This is a genomic window from Streptomyces sp. NPDC104381, assembly GCF_055583745.1.
Genome location: NZ_JBVJNK010000012.1, coordinates 61,380 through 79,590 on the forward strand (window position 1 = coordinate 61,380; position 18,211 = coordinate 79,590).

Annotated in this window: 17 protein-coding genes and 1 riboswitch; of the genes, 9 read left to right on the plus strand and 8 right to left on the minus strand. The window is 73.8% G+C overall.

Annotated features, from left to right (window positions below):
- Positions 1 to 5: 5 nt before the first annotated feature.
- Positions 6 to 431 (minus strand): YciI family protein, encoded by a 426-nt coding sequence (locus ACZ607_RS33030; RefSeq protein WP_469741166.1) that lies wholly within the window; start codon positions 429 to 431, stop codon positions 6 to 8.
- 185 nt (positions 432 to 616) lie between these two features.
- On the opposite strand from ACZ607_RS33030, the gene cbiE reads away from it, so the two are divergent.
- Both cbiE and cobM read left to right on the plus strand, forming a co-directional pair.
- Positions 617 to 1,888: a precorrin-6y C5,15-methyltransferase (decarboxylating) subunit CbiE gene (cbiE, locus tag ACZ607_RS33035; protein WP_469741169.1), complete on the plus strand. Its 1,272-nt coding sequence runs from the start codon at positions 617 to 619 to the stop codon at positions 1,886 to 1,888.
- A complete protein-coding gene (cobM, locus tag ACZ607_RS33040) occupies positions 1,885 to 2,634 on the plus strand; it encodes a precorrin-4 C(11)-methyltransferase (RefSeq protein ID WP_469741171.1) in 750 nt (249 codons plus the stop codon). Before cbiE ends, cobM begins: the two co-directional genes overlap by 4 nt.
- A 31-nt stretch (positions 2,635 to 2,665) precedes the next feature.
- Here cobM and ACZ607_RS33045 read toward each other — a convergent pair whose 3' ends face one another.
- On the minus strand, positions 2,666 to 3,784 hold the full coding sequence (locus ACZ607_RS33045) for a cobalt-precorrin-5B (C(1))-methyltransferase (RefSeq protein WP_469741173.1): 1,119 nt from the start codon (positions 3,782 to 3,784) through the stop codon (positions 2,666 to 2,668).
- A 40-nt stretch (positions 3,785 to 3,824) separates the two neighbouring features.
- On the opposite strand from ACZ607_RS33045, the gene ACZ607_RS33050 reads away from it, so the two are divergent.
- Positions 3,825 to 4,574 carry a cobalt-precorrin-6A reductase gene (locus ACZ607_RS33050; RefSeq protein ID WP_469741175.1) on the plus strand — a complete coding sequence of 250 codons (750 nt, stop codon included), beginning with the start codon at positions 3,825 to 3,827 and terminating at the stop codon, positions 4,572 to 4,574.
- 30 nt (positions 4,575 to 4,604) lie between these two features.
- Here the strand turns inward: ACZ607_RS33050 and ACZ607_RS33055 are convergent, their stop codons facing one another.
- From ACZ607_RS33055 to cobG, 4 genes are all read right to left on the minus strand, one after another.
- The gene (locus ACZ607_RS33055) at positions 4,605 to 5,120 is read right to left on the minus strand and encodes a DinB family protein (RefSeq protein WP_469741177.1); all 516 of its coding nucleotides are present in this window, start codon (positions 5,118 to 5,120) and stop codon (positions 4,605 to 4,607) included.
- 80 nt (positions 5,121 to 5,200) lie between these two features.
- A complete protein-coding gene (locus ACZ607_RS33060) occupies positions 5,201 to 6,724 on the minus strand; it encodes a precorrin-2 C(20)-methyltransferase (RefSeq protein WP_469741179.1) in 1,524 nt (507 codons plus the stop codon).
- Positions 6,721 to 7,347: a precorrin-8X methylmutase gene (locus ACZ607_RS33065; protein ID WP_469741181.1), complete on the minus strand. Its 627-nt coding sequence runs from the start codon at positions 7,345 to 7,347 to the stop codon at positions 6,721 to 6,723. The genes ACZ607_RS33060 and ACZ607_RS33065 overlap by 4 nt, the downstream gene beginning before the upstream one ends.
- Before the next feature lie 67 nt (positions 7,348 to 7,414).
- The gene (cobG, locus tag ACZ607_RS33070) at positions 7,415 to 8,713 is read right to left on the minus strand and encodes a precorrin-3B synthase (protein ID WP_469741184.1); all 1,299 of its coding nucleotides are present in this window, start codon (positions 8,711 to 8,713) and stop codon (positions 7,415 to 7,417) included.
- Positions 8,714 to 8,872: 159 nt separating this feature from the next.
- Positions 8,873 to 8,948: riboswitch (cobalamin riboswitch) on the plus strand.
- Positions 8,949 to 9,003: 55 nt separating this feature from the next.
- Here cobG and cobN point away from each other — a divergent pair.
- The gene (gene cobN / locus ACZ607_RS33075) at positions 9,004 to 12,603 is read left to right on the plus strand and encodes a cobaltochelatase subunit CobN (protein ID WP_469741186.1); all 3,600 of its coding nucleotides are present in this window, start codon (positions 9,004 to 9,006) and stop codon (positions 12,601 to 12,603) included.
- 144 nt (positions 12,604 to 12,747) lie between these two features.
- Positions 12,748 to 13,497: an IclR family transcriptional regulator gene (locus ACZ607_RS33080; RefSeq protein WP_469741188.1), complete on the plus strand. Its 750-nt coding sequence runs from the start codon at positions 12,748 to 12,750 to the stop codon at positions 13,495 to 13,497.
- A gap of 85 nt (positions 13,498 to 13,582) precedes the next feature.
- Here the strand turns inward: ACZ607_RS33080 and ACZ607_RS33085 are convergent, their stop codons facing one another.
- Positions 13,583 to 14,155: a TetR/AcrR family transcriptional regulator gene (locus tag ACZ607_RS33085; RefSeq protein WP_469741190.1), complete on the minus strand. Its 573-nt coding sequence runs from the start codon at positions 14,153 to 14,155 to the stop codon at positions 13,583 to 13,585.
- Positions 14,156 to 14,271: 116 nt separating this feature from the next.
- Here ACZ607_RS33085 and ACZ607_RS33090 point away from each other — a divergent pair, with 116 nt between their 5' ends.
- The 4 genes from ACZ607_RS33090 to ACZ607_RS33105 all read left to right on the plus strand — a co-directional run bounded on the left by ACZ607_RS33090 (position 14,272) and on the right by ACZ607_RS33105 (position 16,916).
- Positions 14,272 to 15,189: an SDR family oxidoreductase gene (locus ACZ607_RS33090; protein ID WP_469741192.1), complete on the plus strand. Its 918-nt coding sequence runs from the start codon at positions 14,272 to 14,274 to the stop codon at positions 15,187 to 15,189.
- A 158-nt stretch (positions 15,190 to 15,347) separates the two neighbouring features.
- Complete coding sequence (locus tag ACZ607_RS33095) at positions 15,348 to 15,962, plus strand: glyoxalase (protein ID WP_469741194.1); 615 nt, start codon at positions 15,348 to 15,350, stop codon at positions 15,960 to 15,962.
- A gap of 89 nt (positions 15,963 to 16,051) precedes the next feature.
- On the plus strand, positions 16,052 to 16,495 hold the full coding sequence (locus ACZ607_RS33100; protein ID WP_469741196.1) for a helix-turn-helix transcriptional regulator: 444 nt from the start codon (positions 16,052 to 16,054) through the stop codon (positions 16,493 to 16,495).
- Positions 16,496 to 16,505: 10 nt separating this feature from the next.
- Positions 16,506 to 16,916 carry a VOC family protein gene (locus tag ACZ607_RS33105; RefSeq protein ID WP_469741198.1) on the plus strand — a complete coding sequence of 137 codons (411 nt, stop codon included), beginning with the start codon at positions 16,506 to 16,508 and terminating at the stop codon, positions 16,914 to 16,916.
- A 45-nt stretch (positions 16,917 to 16,961) separates the two neighbouring features.
- On the opposite strand, the gene ACZ607_RS33110 is transcribed toward ACZ607_RS33105, so the two are convergent.
- On the minus strand, positions 16,962 to 18,107 hold the full coding sequence (locus ACZ607_RS33110; protein ID WP_469741201.1) for a hypothetical protein: 1,146 nt from the start codon (positions 18,105 to 18,107) through the stop codon (positions 16,962 to 16,964).
- Positions 18,108 to 18,211: the final 104 nt, after the last annotated feature.

Sequence of the window (18,211 nt, forward strand, 5' to 3'; positions counted from 1 at the left end):
TCCTCTCAGCAGGAGACCCCCTGCCCGTCGCTCAGGGCGTCCATCGGCCGGACCAGCACCGGGTAGACGGGCGCGCCCTCGGGCTGCGGACACTCACCGATGCGTGCGGCGATCTCGGTGACCCTCTCCAGGCTCTCGCAGTCGAGCACCCAGAACCCGGCGAGCTGCTCCTTGGTCTCCCCGTACGGGCCGTCCGTGACGACCGGCCGGCCGTCCGCGCCCGGCAGGACCGCGCGCGTCCTGGCGGGATCGGCCAGGCCCTGGGCGTCGACCATCTCGCCCGACTCGGCCAGATCGTTGTTGACCCCCTCCATGAAGGCGAACATCGCCCGCACGTCCTTCTCGTTCCAGGTGGGGCTTCCGGGGGAGGTCTTGCCGCTCATGGCGTCGTAGTCGGCCTGCGAGGCCAGAACCATCACGAGGTACTTCATGGTGTCGCTCCTCGGTTCTCGGTTCGCCGCCCGGTGCGGGCGACTCTCACAGGGGACGTCGAAGCCGGCGACCGGTTCTCGACACCACGCGGGAAGATTTTCCGGAATCACTCCGCCGCACGGGTGCGGAAGCGGCCCCCGTAGAGTTCGGCTGCGTCCGTCCCACCGACCCCGAGGTACCGGCTGTGTCACCCGTGTCACCCCCGCCCGCAGTCCCGGCGTCCGTGTCCGCCGTGAGCGTCGTGGGCATCGGCGCCGACGGCTGGGCGGGCCTGCCGGAGAGCGCCCGCGCGGTGCTCCTGGAGGCGGAGGTCCTGATCGGCGGTGAGCGCCAGCTGAGCCTGCTCCCGCCGGACTGCGGGGGACTGCGGGTTCCCTGGCCCTCGCCCCTGCGGCCCGCCGTGCGTGGACTGCTCGCCGCGCACGCCGGGAGCAGGACAGCCGTACTGGCCAGCGGCGACCCCATGTTCTACGGCATCGGCCGGGCCCTCACCGAGGAGCTGGGCGCCGGGGCGCTCACGGTGCTGCCGCACCCGTCCTCCGTGTCGTACGCCTGCGCCCGGCTCGGCTGGCCGGTGGAGGACACCGGGACGGTCACCCTCGTCGGCCGTCCACCGGCCCGGCTGGCCGCCGCGCTGCACGACGGGCGGCGGCTGCTGGTGCTCTCCGCCGACGCCACCACACCCGCCGCCGTGGCCGCCCTGCTGCGGGAGCACGGCTTCGGACCCAGCCGGATGCGGGTGCTCGAACAGCTCGGCTCGGCGGCCGAGGACTGCCTCGACGGCAGCGCCGACACCTGGGAGCACCCGCCCGGTGACCCGCTCAACGTCATCGCGGTGGACTGCCGGAGCACCCCGGACGCCCTGCGCCTCGGCGCGGTGCCCGGGCTCCCCGACGAGGCGTACGAGCACGACGGCCAGCTCACCAAGCGCCATGTCCGGGCCGCCACGCTCGGCGTGCTCGCTCCCGCGCCCGGCGAGCTCCTGTGGGACGTCGGCGGCGGCTCCGGGTCGATCGCGGCGGAGTGGATGCGGACCCACCCCTCCTGCCGCGCCGTCACCGTGGAACGCGATCCGGTACGGGCGGGCCGCATCGCCCGTAACGCCGACCGGCTCGGTGTCCCCGGGCTGCGCGTCGTCACCGGCCGTGCCCCCGACGCCCTGGCCGGACTCCCGGTACCCGACGCCGTGTTCATCGGCGGCGGGCTGACCGCGCCGGGGCTGCTCGACGCCTGCTGGGACGCGCTTCCCCCGGGCGGCCGGCTGGTCGCCAACACCGTGACCATGGAGTCGGAGGCGCTGCTCGCCGAGTGGTACCGCCGGCTCGGCGGTGAACTGGTCCGGCTCGCGGTCGCCCATGCCACGCCCGTCGGCGGGTTCACCGGCTGGCGTCAGGCCATGCCCGTCACCCAGTGGTCCGTACAGAAGACCCCGCACGCTCCAGGAGACGACAGATGACCGTGTACTTCATCGGCGCGGGCCCCGGCGCCGCCGACCTGATCACGGTGCGCGGCGCCCGTGTCCTCGCCGCCAGCCCGGTCTGCCTGTACGCGGGCAGCCTCGTCCCGCGCGAACTGCTCGCCGCATGCCCGGCGGACGCCCGGCTCGTGGACACGGCCCTGCTCGACATCGACCAGATCACCGCCGAGCTGGTGCGGGCGCACGAGGACGGCCACGACGTGGCCCGGCTGCACTCGGGCGACCCGTCGGTCTTCAGCGCCGTCAACGAGCAGATGCGGCGGCTCGACGAGGCGGATGTGCCGTACGAGGTGGTGCCCGGCGTTCCGGCGTTCGCCGCCGCCGCCGCGGCGCTGAAGCGGGAGCTGACCGTGCCCACGGTCGGCCAGACCGTGATCCTCACCCGGATCGCCCAGCGGGCCACCGCGATGCCCGAGGGCGAGGACCTGGCCACGCTGGGCCGCAGCGGCGCGCTGATCGTGCTGCACCTCGCGGCGCGGTACGTGGACCGGGTCGTCGAGGAGCTGCTGCCGCACTACGGCGCGGACTGCCCGACGGCCGTGGTCGCCATGGCCTCGCGCCCCGACGAGATCATCCTGCGCGCCACGCTCGGCTCCATCGCGGAGCAGGTGAAGGAGGCCGGGGTGATCCGGACCGCCGTGATCATGGTCGGCCGGACGCTGGGCGCGGAGCAGTTCCGCGACAGCCATCTGTACTCCCCGGCCCGGGACCGCCACTCCTGCTGACCGAGCGGCGGGGCGCCCTCCTCGGGACGCCTCATCGCGCTTCGCTGCGCCCCACGACGGCCCCCGCCCGGTCGATGCAGATCACGTCGACCGCCACCGGAGCCCCTCGCAGCACCGACAGGGCCTGGTCCCGGGCGGCCACCGCGACCAGGTCGCCCAGCGGCACCCCCGCCGCCGTGCACAACTGGAGCGCCGCGAGGCCGGTGTTGGCGACCTCGATCTCCGCCGCCAGCGCCTCGCTCGCACCGCCCTGCCGCGCCAGCCGCGCCAGGAACGGCTTGTCGACCTGGGAGCGGCCCGAGTGCAGGTCCAGATGGCCCGCCGCCAGCTTGGACAGCTTGGCGAACCCGCCGCAGACGGTCAGCCGCTCCACCGGATGCCGGCGTACGTACTTCAGTACCGCGCCCGCGAAGTCGCCCATGTCCAGCAGGGCGATCTCCGGCAGCCCGTACTCGGCGACCACCGTCTTCTCCGAGGTCGAGCCCGTGCACCCCGCGACATGCCGGTGCCCGGCCGCGAGTGCCACGTCCACCCCCCGGCGGATCGAGTCGATCCAGGCCGAGCAGGAGTAGGGCACCACGATGCCCGTCGTGCCCAGGATCGAGATTCCGCCCAGGATGCCCAGGCGAATGTTCCACGTGAAACGTGCGATCTCCTCGCCGTCGTCCACGGAGACCGTGATCTCGACGTCGCCGGTACCGCCGTGCTCCGCCGCCACCCGCGCGATGTGGTCCCGCATCATCTGACGGGGGACGGGGTTGATCGCGGGCTCGCCGACATCGAGCGGCAGCCCCGGGAGGGTCACCGTCCCCACGCCCGGACCGGCCCGGAACACCACTCCGGACCCCGCCGGCAGCAGCCGTACGGTGGACCGCACCAGCGCTCCGTGCGTGACGTCGGGGTCGTCGCCCGCGTCCTTGACCACGCCCGCGGTGGCCTGCCCCTCGGAGAGCTCCTCCATCGCGAGGGCGAAGGCGGGGGTCTGGCCCCTGGGCAGGGTGATGGTCACCGGGTCGGGGAACTCGCCGGTCAGGAGCGCTGTGTACGCGGCCGTGGTCGCCGCCGTCGCACAGGCCCCGGTCGTCCATCCCGGCCGGAGACCGGTGTGCTTGAGTTGGGCGGTGCGTCCGCCCTGCGCCTCACTGCTCATGAATGGCGTGCGCCTCACTGCTCATGGACGGACCGATCCCATGCCCTTGCACCTGCTCGTCCTCGGCGGCACGACGGAGGCCCGCCGGCTCGCCGAACGCCTGGTGGCGGAGGACGGGATCCGGGTGACCAGCTCACTCGCGGGACGCGTCGCACACCCGAGGCTGCCGCCCGGCGAGGTGCGCGTGGGCGGGTTCGGCGGGCCCGAGGGCATGGCCGAGTGGCTCCGCGCACACCATGTGGATGCGGTCATCGACGCCACCCATCCCTTCGCCGGAACGATCAGTTTCCACGCGGCCTCGGCCGCCGCCGCTGTCCATGTTCCCCTGCTGGCCCTCAGGCGGCCCGGCTGGGTGCCGGTCGAGGGCGACCGGTGGCACATGGCCGACTCCCTCGCGGGCGCGGCGGAGCTGCTGCCGGAGCTCGGGTCGCGCGTCTTCCTCACCACGGGGCGCATGGGTCTCGCGGCGTTCGCCGGGCTGGACTCGCTGTGGTTCCTGATGCGTTCGGTGGACGCCCCCGACGCCCCGCATCCCGCGCGGATGGAGGTGCTGCTGGACCGGGGGCCGTTCTCCCTGGAGGGCGAGCGGGAGCTGATCCGGCGCCACCGCATCGATGTCCTCGTCACGAAGGACAGCGGCGGCGACGCGACGGCCCCCAAGCTCGCCGCCGCCCGCGAGGCCGGCATCCCGGTGGTGGTGGTCGGGCGGCCGCCGGTGCCCCCGGGCGTGCCGGTGGCAGGGACTCCGGAGGAGGCGCTCGCCCTCCTGCGGGGTCTCACGGGCACGTGACCGCCGTGACCGGTCCCCTGGCCCGGCCGCTCAGACGCCCGTACGGCCGTCGACGCGTTCCCGGATGAGGTCGGCGTGGCCGCAGTGGCGGGCGTACTCGCCGATCATGTGCGTGTAGATCCAGCGCAGGGTGACCCGGCCGCCGCCGCCGAACGGCACGGTGTCGTCGAGCGCGCGGGCCGCGCAGTTCTCCCTGGCCCGGCCGATCTCCGACTGCCACACGGTACGCGCCCGCGCGTACGTCGCGTCCTCGGCCAGGTCGAACCCGCCGTCCCTGCCCTCCGGGTCGGCCCCGGCGTCGTGGATCGGCGGGGCGTCCTCCTGGGCGAGGACCCGGCGGAACCAGTTCCGCTCCACCTCGGCCGCGTGCTGGACGAGCCCCAGCAGCGTGAGCTGCGACGGGGCGGCGGACGGCTCGCGGAGCTGGTCCTCCGTCAGGCCGTCGCACTTCTGGGCGAGCGTGACGCGGTAGAAGTCGAGCCAGCTCTCCAGGGAGGTCCGCTCGTCGGCGTCCAGGGGAGGCATGTGGCGTACGGGATCACTCATGACCGTCATCGTGGCACGAGGGTCCGACAACGGGCCGGGCCGTCACCCGGCACCGGCCCGTCGCCGGAACGGCTTCCCGGTCAGGCCTCCGGGTAGCGGCGCGGGGTCCAGACGATCTGCTGCCCGTCGCCCCGCCGCACCCAACGCGTCTGCGAGGAACCGACGATGAGGATCGTCCGCATGTCCACCTCGTCCGGGTCCAGATCGGCCAGCCGCACGGTCCGTACGCTCTCCGAGGGCCCCCCGACATCGCGGCCGAGCACCACCGGGGTGTCCGGGGAGCGGTGCTCCAGCAGCAGGTCGCGGGCCTTGCCGACCTGCCAGGTCCGGCTGCGGGAACCGGGGTTGTACAGCGCCAGGACGAGGTCGGCCGTGGCCGCCGCGCGCAGCCGCTCCGCGATGACCTCCCACGGCTTGAGCCGGTCGGAGAGGGAGATCGTGGCGTAGTCGTGGCCCAGCGGCGCTCCGGCCCTGGCGGCTGCCGCGTTGGCCGCCGTCACCCCGGGGAGCACCCGCACGGCGATGTCCGTGTACGCGTCCTGCGAGGCCACCTCCAGGACCGCCGTCGCCATCGCGAAGACCCCCGGGTCGCCCCCGGACACCACGGCCACGCGGCGGCCGCGCCGGGCCAGGTCCAGGGCGAACTCGGCCCGCTCCGACTCGACCTTGTTGTCGGAGCCGTGGCGCTGCTGGCCCGGCCGCACCGGAACCCTGTCCAGATACGTCGTGTAGCCGACGAGGTCGTCGGCGGCGGCCAGCGCCCCGCGCGTCTCGGGCGTCAGCCACAGCGGCCCGGCCGGTCCGGTGCCGACCACGACGACCTCGCCCGGGCCCGCGTCGGGGGAGGGCCGGGGCGCGTCGATCCGGCTGGGCAGCACGGCGACCGCGAAGTACGGCACGGAGTCCGGGTCGGTGTCCGCCAGGTCGCCGGTCCGCTCCCCGGCCATGGTGGCGCGTTCGACGTACCGCGCCTCGGGCAGCCGGCCGGACGCCTCGAAAGCGCGGCGCACGGCGGGGAACGTCCGCCCCAGCTTCATCACCACGGCCGAGTCCGTGGCCGCCAGACGTGCCGTCAGCTCCTCCTCCGGCAGGGTCCCCGGCAGGATCGTCAGCACCTCCTCGGCCTCGACGAGCGGGGTGCCCAGCCGTGCGGCCGCGGCGCTGACCGAGGTGACACCGGGGATGACCTCGGTGTCGTACCGGTCCGCGAGGCGCTTGTGCATGTGCTGGTACGAGCCGTAGAAGAGCGGGTCGCCCTCGGCGAGCACGGCGACGGTGCGCCCGGCGTCCAGGTGCGCCGCGAGACGGGCGGCGGCCTCGGCGTAGAACTCGTCCAACGCGCCCCGGTAGCCGCCCGGATGGTCCGTGGTCTCCGTGGTGACGGGGTAGACCAGCGGCTCCTCGATGTGGTCGGCGCGGATGTGCTGCGCCGCGATCGAGCGGGCGATGGAGCGTCCGTGCCGGGCGGAGTGGTACGCGACGACATCGGCCTCGCCGATGATCTGCACGGCCCTCACGGTCATCAGGGCCGGGTCGCCCGGGCCGAGCCCGACGCCGTACAGCCGTCCCGTGCCGCCGGTCTGCTGCTGCTCGGGCACGGTCACTCCTCCTCGCTGGCGATCGCGTTGAGGGCGGCGGCGGCGATGGCGCTGCCACCCCGCCTGCCGCGTACGACGAGGTGTTCGAGCCCCGAGGGGTGGACGGCCAGGGCTTCCTTGGACTCGGCGGCCCCGATGAAGCCGACGGGCACGCCGATGACGGCGGCGGGGCGCGGGGCGCCCTCCTCGATCATCTCCAGCAGCCGGAAGAGCGCGGTGGGCGCGTTGCCGACGGCGACGACCGCGCCCTCCATCCGGTCCCGCCACAGCTCCAGGGCGGCGGCGCTGCGCGTGGTGCCGAGCTTCGCCGCCAGGCCGGGGACGGCGGGGTCGGAGAGGGTGCAGATCACGTCGTTGTCCGCCGGGAGCCGCTTGCGGGTGACCCCGCTGGCGACCATGGCCACGTCGCACAGGATCGGTGCGCCGGAGCGCAGCGCCGCACGGGCGTCGGCCACCGCGTTCGGAGAGAAGGCGAGATCGCGTACGAGGTCGACCATGCCGCAGGCGTGGATCATGCGGACGGCGACCTGGCTCACGTCGGCGGGCAGCCCTGCCAGATCCGCCTCCGCGCGGATGGTGGCGAAGGACTGGCGGTAGATCGCCGGTCCGTCCTTCTCGTACTGGTGCACAGTGCTGTCGCTTTCTTCATCGAACAGGTCGAACAGTGGGGTGGTGGTGGGTGGTGGTGCGTGGTGGTCAGGTGCACGTGCCCCGTGCCGCCGCCACGGCGGCGGCGAGCGCGGCCGGGTCGTCCCGGACGGTGACCGCCCCGGTGGCCCGGTCCCCTCGTACGTGCGAGATCCGGTGTCCGCCGGGGGTGGCGACGACATCGATCCACTCCCCGTGGGGACGGCCGCAGCGGCGTTCGCACCCCGACCAGTACACAGGGAGCCGTCCGGCGGGTCCGACGGCGGCCCCCGCGTCGGCCCGTACGTCGGCCAGCGACTTCGCGCAGCCGGGCCGCCCGATGCAGGCGCCCACACCGGCCCACGGCGAACCGGGTCCGGTGATCAGGCCGGCCCCGGAGAGGTCGTCGAGCAGGCCGCCCGCGCGGTCGGCCCGGACCCCGGTGACGACGGCTCCGCGCCACGGGGTGAGGCGCAGTTCCCCGGCGCTCGACAGCAGCCGCCACTGCGCCGGGTCCAGCCGTCCCAGCGGTACGCCGACGGACAGCGCGGCCTCGCCGCGGCAGCCCGGGACGCGGCCGACGGCCGGGGGCAGGGCGTCGGCGGGGCGGGGGCGACGGTCCGGGACCGCGTCGACGCCCGCGTGCCGCAGCCGGCGTACGGCCTCGGCGGGCAGCGCGGCCGCCGCGGCGGCCGGCAGGTCCTTCACCCGCCAGGCGCCGCTGTCCCGGGCGGAGTCGAGGAACGCCTCGGCGGCGGTCAGCGCGGCGCGGGGGGCGTCGGAGGAGGGGACGCGGAGGACGGCGTCACCGTCCCCGACGCGCAGCAGGGCGCCGTCGTCGTGGCCGAGGAGGGTGAGGTCGGCGCCGAGGGCGTCCACGTCGCCGCGGCCGTCGTCGAGCGCGAACAGAAAACGTCCGGAGAGCGCCGTCGCGCGGTCACTCCCGCAGAGCAGGTGGTCCAGCCCGGTCAGCCAGGGGCGGATGTCGACGGCCCCGAGGCCGTCGAGTCCGGAGAGCGGGGACGCGACCACGTTGCGTACGCGCTCGTGCGGTGCGGAGGGCAGCAGCCCGGCCTCGTCGAGCAGTCCGGCCAGCTCGGCACCGCAGTCCGGGGCGAGCCCGCGCAGCTGCACGTTCCCCCGGGACGTGAGATGCAACTCACCGTCACCGAGGCGCTCGGCGGCCTGCCCCAGCGCCGCCGCCCGAGGGGGCGTGAGCACCCCGCCGGGTATCCGGATCCGCGCCAGCGCACCGTCGTCCGCCCGGTGCAGACGCAGGGCTCCGGGGCAGGCGTCACCGCTGCTCCGGGCACACGCATCGCCCGAGGATGCGGTCGTCAGGGGGGAGGCGGACATGGCGGCGAGCATACCGACCGTGACCGTGGCGGACCCCTACGGTCACTGTGACGTACGGGACACCGCTCCGCCGCCGGTCAGGGCGGGGGCCGTCTGGTCAGGACCCCCCACCTGCCGCCTACTATGCCTAGCGGCGGTCCGTTCGGGCCGCCATCGCCAGACGGCGACACGGAGGAAGCCCGGTGAGATTCCGGCGCGGTCCCGCCACTGTGAGCCCGGCCCCCGAGGCCGTGCGAGTCAGGAACTCCAGCCGTCCGACAACCGCCCGGGGCGTGGACACCCCGAGGAAGGGCTGACGCCGCATGATCCTGCTCCTGTCGACGTCCGACACCGACCTGCTGAGCGCCCGCGCCTCCCAGGGTCCGGTCAGCTACCGCTACGCCAACCCTTCCCGACTCTCCCTCGACGACCTGCCGCAGCTGCTGGACGGCACGGACCTCGTCGTCGTACGCCTCCTCGGTGGCGTCCGCGCCTGGCAGGACGGCCTCGACCAGGTGCTGGCCACCGGCCGCCCCGTCGTCGTGCTCACCGGTGAACAGGCCCCCGACGCCCAGCTGATGGCCGCCTCCACCGTGCCGATCGGCATCGCGGCCGAGGCGCACGCCTACCTCGCGCACGGCGGCCCCGGCAACCTGGAGCAGCTGGCCCGCTTCCTCTCCGACACCGTGCTGCTCACCGGCCACGGCTTCGAGCCGCCCGCCCCGGCCCCCGCGTGGGGCCCGCTGGAGCGGACCGCCCGGGACGTCACCGGCCCGACGGTCGCGGTGCTCTACTACCGCGCCCACCACATGAGCGGGAACACCGCCTTCGTCGAGGCCCTCTGCACCGCCGTGGAGGACGCCGGCGCCCGCCCCCTCCCGCTGTACGTCGCCTCGCTGCGCACCCCGGAGCCCGAGCTCATCGAGGAACTCCGCGCCGCCGACGCCATCGTGACCACGGTCCTCGCGGCGGGCGGCACCAAGCCGGCCACCGCCTCGGCGGGCGGTGACGACGAGTCCTGGGACGCGGGCGCCCTCACCGGCCTCGACGTCCCCGTGCTCCAGGCGCTCTGCCTGACCAGCCCGCGCGCCGCCTGGGAGGAGAACGACGAGGGCGTCTCCCCGCTCGACGCCGCCACCCAGATCGCCGTGCCCGAGTTCGACGGCCGCCTGATCACCGTCCCGTTCTCCTTCAAGGAGATCGACGAGGACGGTCTGCCCGCGTACGTCGCCGACCCCGAGCGGGCCGCCCGGGTCGCCGGGATCGCCGTACGGCACGCGAGGCTCCGTCACATCCCGGCCGCCGGTAAGCGGATCGCGCTCGTCCTGTCCGCGTACCCGACCAAGCACTCCCGCATCGGCAACGCGGTCGGCCTCGACACCCCCGCCAGCGCCGTCGCCCTGCTGCGCCGACTGCGCGCCGAGGGCTACGACTTCGGGCCCGAGGAGGAGATCCCCGGCCTGGTCTCCGGCGACGGCGACGAGCTGATCTACGCCCTGATCGAGGCCGGCGGCCACGACCAGGAGTGGCTGACCGAGGAGCAGCTGGCCCGTAACCCGGTCCGGATCCCGGCCGCCGACTACCGCCGCTGGTACGCCACGCTGCCCGCCGAGCTGCGCGAGGCCGTCGAGGAGCACTGGGGCCCGCCGCCCGGCGAGATGTTCGTCGACCGGTCCCGCAACCCCGAGGGCGACATCGTGCTGGCGGCCCTGCGCCGCGGCAATCTGCTGATCCTCATCCAGCCGCCGCGCGGCTTCGGCGAGAACCCGATCGCGATCTACCACGACCCCGATCTGCCGCCCTCGCACCACTACCTGGCCGCCTACCGCTGGATCGCCGCTTCCGCCGACGACAACGGCTTCGGCGCCGACGCGATGATCCACCTCGGCAAGCACGGCAACCTGGAGTGGCTGCCCGGCAAGAACGCGGGCCTGTCCGCCGCCTGCGGCCCCGACGCCGCGCTGGGCGATCTGCCGCTGGTCTACCCGTTCCTGGTCAACGACCCGGGCGAGGGCACCCAGGCCAAGCGCCGGGTGCACGCCACCCTGGTCGACCACCTGGTGCCGCCGATGGCCCGCGCCGACAGCTACGGCGACATCGCCCGCCTCGAACAACTCCTGGACGAGCACGCCCAGATCGCCGCGATGGACCCGGCCAAGCTGCCGGCCGTCCGCGCCCAGATCTGGACCCTCATCCAGGCCGCGAAGCTCGACCACGACCTGGGCCTGGAGGACCGGCCCGAGGACGAGGGCTTCGACGAGTTCATCATGCATCTCGACGGCTGGCTCTGTGAGATCAAGGACGTCCAGATCCGCAACGGCCTGCACGTCCTGGGCGCCGCCCCGGCCGGCCAGGACCGCGTCAACCTGGTGCTCGCCGTCCTGCGCGCCCGCCAGATCTGGGGCGGTACGGCCTCGCTGCCCGGCCTGCGCGAGGCGCTCGGCCTCGACGAGTCCGCGGCCACCCGCACCGCCGCCGACGCGGTCGAGGAGCAGGCCCGCGCACTCGTCCAGGCCATGGACGACGCCGATTGGGATCCGGCGGCCGTCGCCGGTGTGGCCGCGGGACACCCGGAGGCCGTCGCCGACATCCTCGACTTCGCCGCCCGGGAGGTCGTGCCCCGCCTCGCCGCGACGACCGACGAACTCGACCACGCGGTCCACGCCCTGAACGGCGGCTTCGTCCCGGCAGGCCCGTCCGGCTCCCCGCTGCGCGGCCTGGTCAACGTCCTGCCGACCGGCCGCAACTTCTACTCCGTCGACCCGAAGGCCGTTCCCTCCCGCCTCGCCTGGGAGACCGGACAGGCCCTCGCCGACTCGCTCCTGGAGCGCTACCGCGCCGACAACGGCGACTGGCCCACCTCCGTCGGCCTGTCCCTGTGGGGCACCAGCGCGATGCGCACCGCGGGCGACGACATCGCCGAGGCGTTCGCCCTGCTCGGCGTGCGCCCCGTCTGGGACGACGCCTCGCGCCGGGTCACCGGCCTGGAGCCGATCCCGTACGAGGAACTGGGCCGCCCGCGCATCGACGTCACGCTGCGCATCTCCGGCTTCTTCCGCGACGCGTTCCCGCACACCATCGGCCTGCTCGACGACGCCGTACGCCTGGCGGCCTCCCTCGACGAGCCCGCCGAGCGGAACTTCGTACGGGCGCACACCCAGGCCGACCTGGCCGAGCACGGGGACGAGCGGCGGGCCACCACCCGCATCTTCGGCTCCCGCCCGGGGACGTACGGCGCGGGGCTGCTCCAGCTCATCGACTCACGCGACTGGCGTACGGACGCCGACCTCGCCGAGGTGTACACGGTGTGGGGCGGCTACGCGTACGGCCGTGAGCTGGACGGACGCCCCGCCCGGGACGAGATGGAGACCGCGTACAAGCGGATCGCGGTGGCGGCGAAGAACACCGACACCCGTGAGCACGACATCGCGGACTCGGACGACTACTTCCAGTACCACGGCGGCATGGTCGCGACCGTACGCGCGCTGAAGGGCACCGCCCCCGAGGCGTACATCGGCGACTCGACCCGCCCCGAGACGGTCCGCACCCGCACCCTGGTCGAGGAGACGTCCCGGGTCTTCCGCGCCCGCGTCGTCAACCCGAAGTGGATCGAGGCGATGCGCCGCCACGGCTACAAGGGCGCCTTCGAGCTGGCCGCGACCGTCGACTACCTCTTCGGCTACGACGCCACGACGGGCGTGGTCGCGGACTGGATGTACGACAAGCTGACCGAGACGTACGTCCTGGACCCGACGAACCGGGAGTTCCTGCAGCAGGCCAACCCGTGGGCCCTCCACGGCATCGCGGAGCGCCTTCTGGAGGCGGAGTCCCGGGGCATGTGGGAGAAGCCCGACCCGGCGGTGCTCGAAGCGCTGCGCCAGGTGTTCCTGGAGTCCGAGGGCGACCTGGAGGGCGAGGACTGACCGGGCCACCGGCCGGGCGGGAGCGTCCGGCCGGTGGTCACGGCCCGCCCGCCGGGGCCGCGGTCACCGCCCTGCTCGTGGGCTCCCCGGCCGGGGCCGCGGTCCTGCCTTGCTGCCTCCCGGTCGCGGGTCCAAGCTTGTGGAATGGGTGACCGAGCGGGCCACACACCGATAACCGCTGTGCAGCACGCGTTCCGCCTGATGGAAGCCGTGGCGGCGCATGCGGGCGGAGCGCCCGCGAACGAGCTGGCGCGCGGGGCGGGGCTGCCTCAGGACACCGCCCTGGAGGTGCTGCGGGCCCTCACCCGGGACGGTTATCTCCGCAGGCTCGACGACGGCGTCTTCGTCCTGGGGGAGGTGCCGCACGGCAACCACGCGGCCCAGGGGCCGGCCGGGCTGGCCCGCCCGGCCCTCGCCGCGCTGCGGGACGATCTGTCGGCCGCCGCCTATCTCACCTTCTACGAGGAGGGCGAGATCAGGATCGCCGAGATCGTCGACAGCCCGCAGACGCCCCGGGTCGACCTCTGGGTGGGATTCCAGGACGCCGGGCACGCCACGGCGCTGGGCAAGTGCGTGCTGCGGGAGATGGACGAGGAGGCGCGTGGCGAATACCTCTCACGGCACACGCTCCCCGACCTCACGCCCCGCACGATCACCCACCGCGAGGAGCTGATCCGGCAGCTCGAAGCCCTCCCGGCACCGGTGATGATGGACCGGGAGGAGTACGACCTCGGCACGGTCTGCATCGCGGTGCCCGTGTACCGGGGCGGCACGCTGGGGTCGCTCGGCGTCTCCTTCCGGGCGGACCGGATGTACCGCACCAGCCAGGTCCGCGCGAACCTGCTGGCGTCGGCGGACCGCGTGACCCGGGACCTCATGTTCGGCAGCTCGTGACCCGGGACCTCGTGTTCGGCAGCTGAGGAGCCGCCCTTCCGGTGCCGGAGGGCACGGGCCGGTGCCGGAGGGCACGGGCGGCGTCCTACGCGCCGTCCCCGCCCGCCGTCACGGCCTTCAGTCCGTCCAGCAGCTCCCGCATCACCGGCGCCATGGCCGGGTTCCCGGGCGCCGTGATCCACCGTTCGAATCCGACCTTGAAGACGGCGATCCCCACCTCGGCGGTCAGACTCGCGGCCGGCTCCGGGACACCGCGCAGCCGCAGGGTGTCGGCGAGCGTGGCCGACAGCGAGGCGAGCTTGATCAACTCGCGCTCCTGGAGCTCCGGGTTCGCCGCGATCACGGCCTGCCGCTTGCGCGCGTACGCCCGGCGGCCGTCGAACACCTCGGCGAGCGCGTCCAGGCCCGCCGCCAGCGCGTCGATCGGAGCCGTGGACTCCGGCACGCCGGCGATCACCTCGACCAGCAGGTCCTGCAGTTCGGAACCGCCGAACAGCACCTCGCGTTTGTCGGCGTAGTGCCTGAAGTAGGTCCGCTCCGTGAGCCCGGCCCGCTTGGCGATCTCCGCCACGGTGGTCTGCTCGAAGCCGCGCTCGCTGTAGAGCTCCAACGCCGCTTCGGCCAGGCGTCCACGCGCGTTCGGCTCCCATCTACCCATGGGCCGATCCTACGTGATGACAGTGACTGACTTCGGGTGCTACGGTTGATGTCAGTAACTGACATCGTCGTGGGTCGCGTCGACCGACATCGACCCGACAGTTGGGGGAGTTCCTCATGCGTCTCTTCGTGACAGGTGCGTCCGGCTGGATCGGCTCCGCCGTGGTTCCCGAGCTCATCGACGCCGGCCACCAGGTGACCGGCCTCGCCCGCTCCGACGCCTCCGCGGCCGCGCTCACCGGGGCCGGGGCGGAGGCGGTGCGCGGCACCGTCGACGACCTCGACGTCCTGCGGGACGCGGCCGCCGCGTCCGACGGGGTGATCCACCTGGCCTTCAAGCACGACATCGCCTTCTCGGGCGACTTCCGGGGCGCCGCCGAGGCCGACCGCCGTGCCGTCGACACCTTCGGCGACGCGCTGGCCGGCACCGGGCGCCCCCTCGTCATCGCCTCGGGTTTCGCCGGGCTCGGCGCCGGGCGGGCGGCGACCGAACGGGACATGCCGGTGATCGACGGCTCGCCGGCCTCGGTGCGCGCGTCCACCGCGCGGGCGGCCCTCGCGCTGGCCTCGCGCGGCATCCGTCCGGCCGTGGTGCGGCTCCCGATCTGCCATGGCGAGGGGGACAGCGGCTTTCTGACGACCCTGGTCGGCATCGCCCGCGCCAAGGGGGTCTCGGGCTACATCGGCGACGGCGCCAACCGTTGGTCGGCGGCCCACCGTCTCGATGTCGCGCGGCTGTTCCGGCTGGCGGCGGAGAAGGCGCCCGCCGGATCGGTGCTGCACGCGGTCGCGGAGGAGGGCGTCGCGATCCGTGACATCGCCGAGGAGATCGGCCGCCGGCTCGGCCTCCCGGTGGCGTCCGTCGCCCCGGCGGACGCGGCGGAGCACTTCTCCTGGCTGAGCGGCTTCGTCGGCCTCGACGCCCCGGCCTCCCACGCCCTCACCGGCGAACTGCTGGGCTGGCAGCCGACCGGCCCCGGCCTCCTCGAAGACCTCGGGAAGGGCTACTACGACGACGCCCCTGCGGCGGCCTGAGACACACCGTCCCGCACCGGAGCGCCCGCCCGGGCCGGACCTGCGGCGGGCACCCCGGCCGGGACGCCCCGGCCAGGACCTCCGGCGGCAGGGACCTTCGCCGGGAACCGGTCAGGAATCGAGAAGCGCGCATCGCGGACCCGCCATAGCGTCGTTCCATGGCTTCCATCACATTCGTCACCCTCGAGGTGGCCGACCCCACCGCCGCCGAACACTTCTACGCCACCGCCTTCGGCCTGGGCCCCGAGCTGCGCGTACGGGCGTCCCAGGAGCCGACCACCGGCTTCCGCGGCTTCACGCTGTCGCTCACGGTCTCCCAGCCGTCCACCGTCGACGCCCTCATCCACTCCGCCCTCGACGCCGGCGCCTCGACGGTGAAGCCGGCCTCCAAGTCGCTCTGGGGATACGGCGGCGTCGTCCAGGCTCCCGACGGGGCGCTCTGGAAGATCGCCACCTCGGCGAAGAAGGACAAGGGCCCCGCCACCCGCGAGATCGACCGCTTCGTGCTCCTGCTGGGAGCCGAGGACGTACTCGCGACCAAGCGGTTCTACGTCGACCAGGGGCTCACCGTGGGAAAGAGCTTCGGCCGCAAGTACGTCGAGTTCGACAGCCCGTCGAGCCCCGTCACCCTGGCGCTCTACGGCCGCCGCGCCCTGGCCAAGGACGCCGGGGTCCCGCCGGACGGCACCGGCTCGCACCGGATCGCGCTCGGCGGCGACATCGGGCCCTTCACCGACCCGGACGGATTCGAGTGGGAGAAGCCCTCGCACTGAGACGGGTCCGGCTCCCTCCGCATCCGCCGTTCCCGGCCCGAACGGCCGGAAGCTGGGCAACCCCACCCCGGCGTGACACGATCACGCACGTGACGAGCAGACCCACCGAGGCGCAGCACCTGCGCGATCTGGCCCTGCTGCGCCGTGTCCGTGACCGGATGGACCGGGAGTACGCGCAGCCGCTGGACGTCGAGGCGCTCGCCCGGGGCGTGAACATGTCGGCCGGCCACCTCAGCCGCCAGTTCCGGCTGGCGTACGGCGAATCCCCGTACGGCTATCTGATGACCCGGCGCATCGAACGGGCCATGGCGCTGCTGCGCCGGGGGGACCTCAGCGTCACGGAGGTCTGCTTCGAGGTCGGCTGCTCGTCGCTGGGCACGTTCAGCACGCGTTTCACGGAGCTGGTCGGCATGCCGCCCAGCACCTACCGGCGCCAGGCGGCGGACGATGCGGCGGGCGTGCCCCCGTGCGTGGCGAAACAGGTGACGCGACCGATCAGGAATCGAGAAGCCCGCGCCCCGGGCCGCGGCTAGCGTGACGGGCATGGACATCACCATTCGCACGAGCGTCCTCCCGCACGACGACCCGGACGCGTCCCTCGCCTTCTACCGCGACACCCTCGGCTTCGAGGTCCGCAGCGACGTCGGAAGCGGCACGATGCGCTGGATCACGGTCGGGCCCGTCGGCCACCCCGACACCTCCATCCTGCTGGCCCCGCCGGCCGCCGATCCGGGCATCACCGAGGACGAGCGCCGTACCGTCGTCGAGATGATGGCCAAGGGCACGTACGGCTGGATCCTCCTGGCCACCGAGGACCTCGACGCCACCTTCGAGAAGCTGCAGGCGGGCGACGCCGACGTCATCCAGGAGCCGACCGAGCAGCCGTACGGCGTCCGCGACTGCGCCTTCCGCGACCCGGCGGGCAACCAGATCCGCATCCAGGAACTGCGCTGAGCCCCGCGCCCCGGCGGCGATGACCGCCGGGGCGCCCGGCGCGGCTCAGTGGCCGGCGGTCCCGGTGGACTCCGGGGCGGTGGCCGCCGAGCCCCTGGACCGCTCGATCAGACCGTTGACCGTCTGGTCGCCGTGCGTGTCCATGGGCGTGGAGTAGTCGCCGACGGCCCAGAACTCACCGGATGTGCCGGCCGGCGCCAGATCGTAGAAGGTGTACGAGGGCCACCGGGTGTCGCCGTCGGGAGCCGGAGCCCCCGTCTCCTTGGTCCAGGTGGTGCCGTCGTAGTGCCAGAGGACCGCCTCGGCATAGGCGGGTTCGGCCTGGTCGTTGCCCGTCACCCAGAGCCCGCCTCGTCCGTCGGGAGCGATCGAGTGGAGGTAGAGGTCGGAGAGCTCCCCCGTGATGTCCTCCCAGGCCGTGCCGTCCCAGTGCGTGACGCTCGGCACCGGCGGGTCGGCATCGGGTCCGTCGGCCCATCCGGCGACGTAGACGTCGTCCGGCGACTCGGCCGCGATCCTGGCGGTGTCCGTACCGGAGCGCGCGGGCGGCTGCTCCATCAGCGTCCAGGTGTCGCCGTCCCAGTGGTACGTCACCGGGTGGCCGCCCTTCACCGGGTACTGCATGCCCGTGGCGTAGGCGTCGTCCGCCGAGATCGCGTCGATGTCCCTGATGTCGACGAGCGGGGGCAGCGCGAAGGTCTCCCACGTACCACCGGAGTACGTGTAGAGCGCGTTCCCGCCCTTGAAGAGCCGCCCCGGGACGGCATCGATCGGTACCTCGGGCCAGGAGTCGTCGGAGGGGCCGGTGGTGGTGACCCGGCTCCAGCGCTCCCCGTCGAAGTGGACGAGCACCTGGTCCCTGACCAGGGTCCCGTAGGCCCAGACGTCGTCGGCGGCCACGGCACTGACCGACGACCACTGCCAGACGTCGGGCAGCCCCGGAGCGGTGTCCTCGCTCCACTGCTCGCCGTCCCAGCGCATGATCACGCCGTGGCCGTCCTTGAGGCCGACGGCCCACGCGAGGTCGTCGCCGACGGACGACACGGACATCAGGGATCCGGCGGGGCTGTCCCCGGAGAGGGACACCTCCCAGCCGGAGACCTCGGCCGCGCCGGCCCCGCCCGCGGTGAGCAGGGTGGAGGCCAGCGCCAATGAGACGGCCGCCGTGCGCATGAGGTGCCGTGCAAGCATCAAGTGAGCTTTCCTTTGCGGTGAGAAGGCATCCGGGGGCCGTACGAGGCGTACGACCGGCCCGCTACGGGACCAGACTCACGGCCGGGACCGATGGTTGTAGC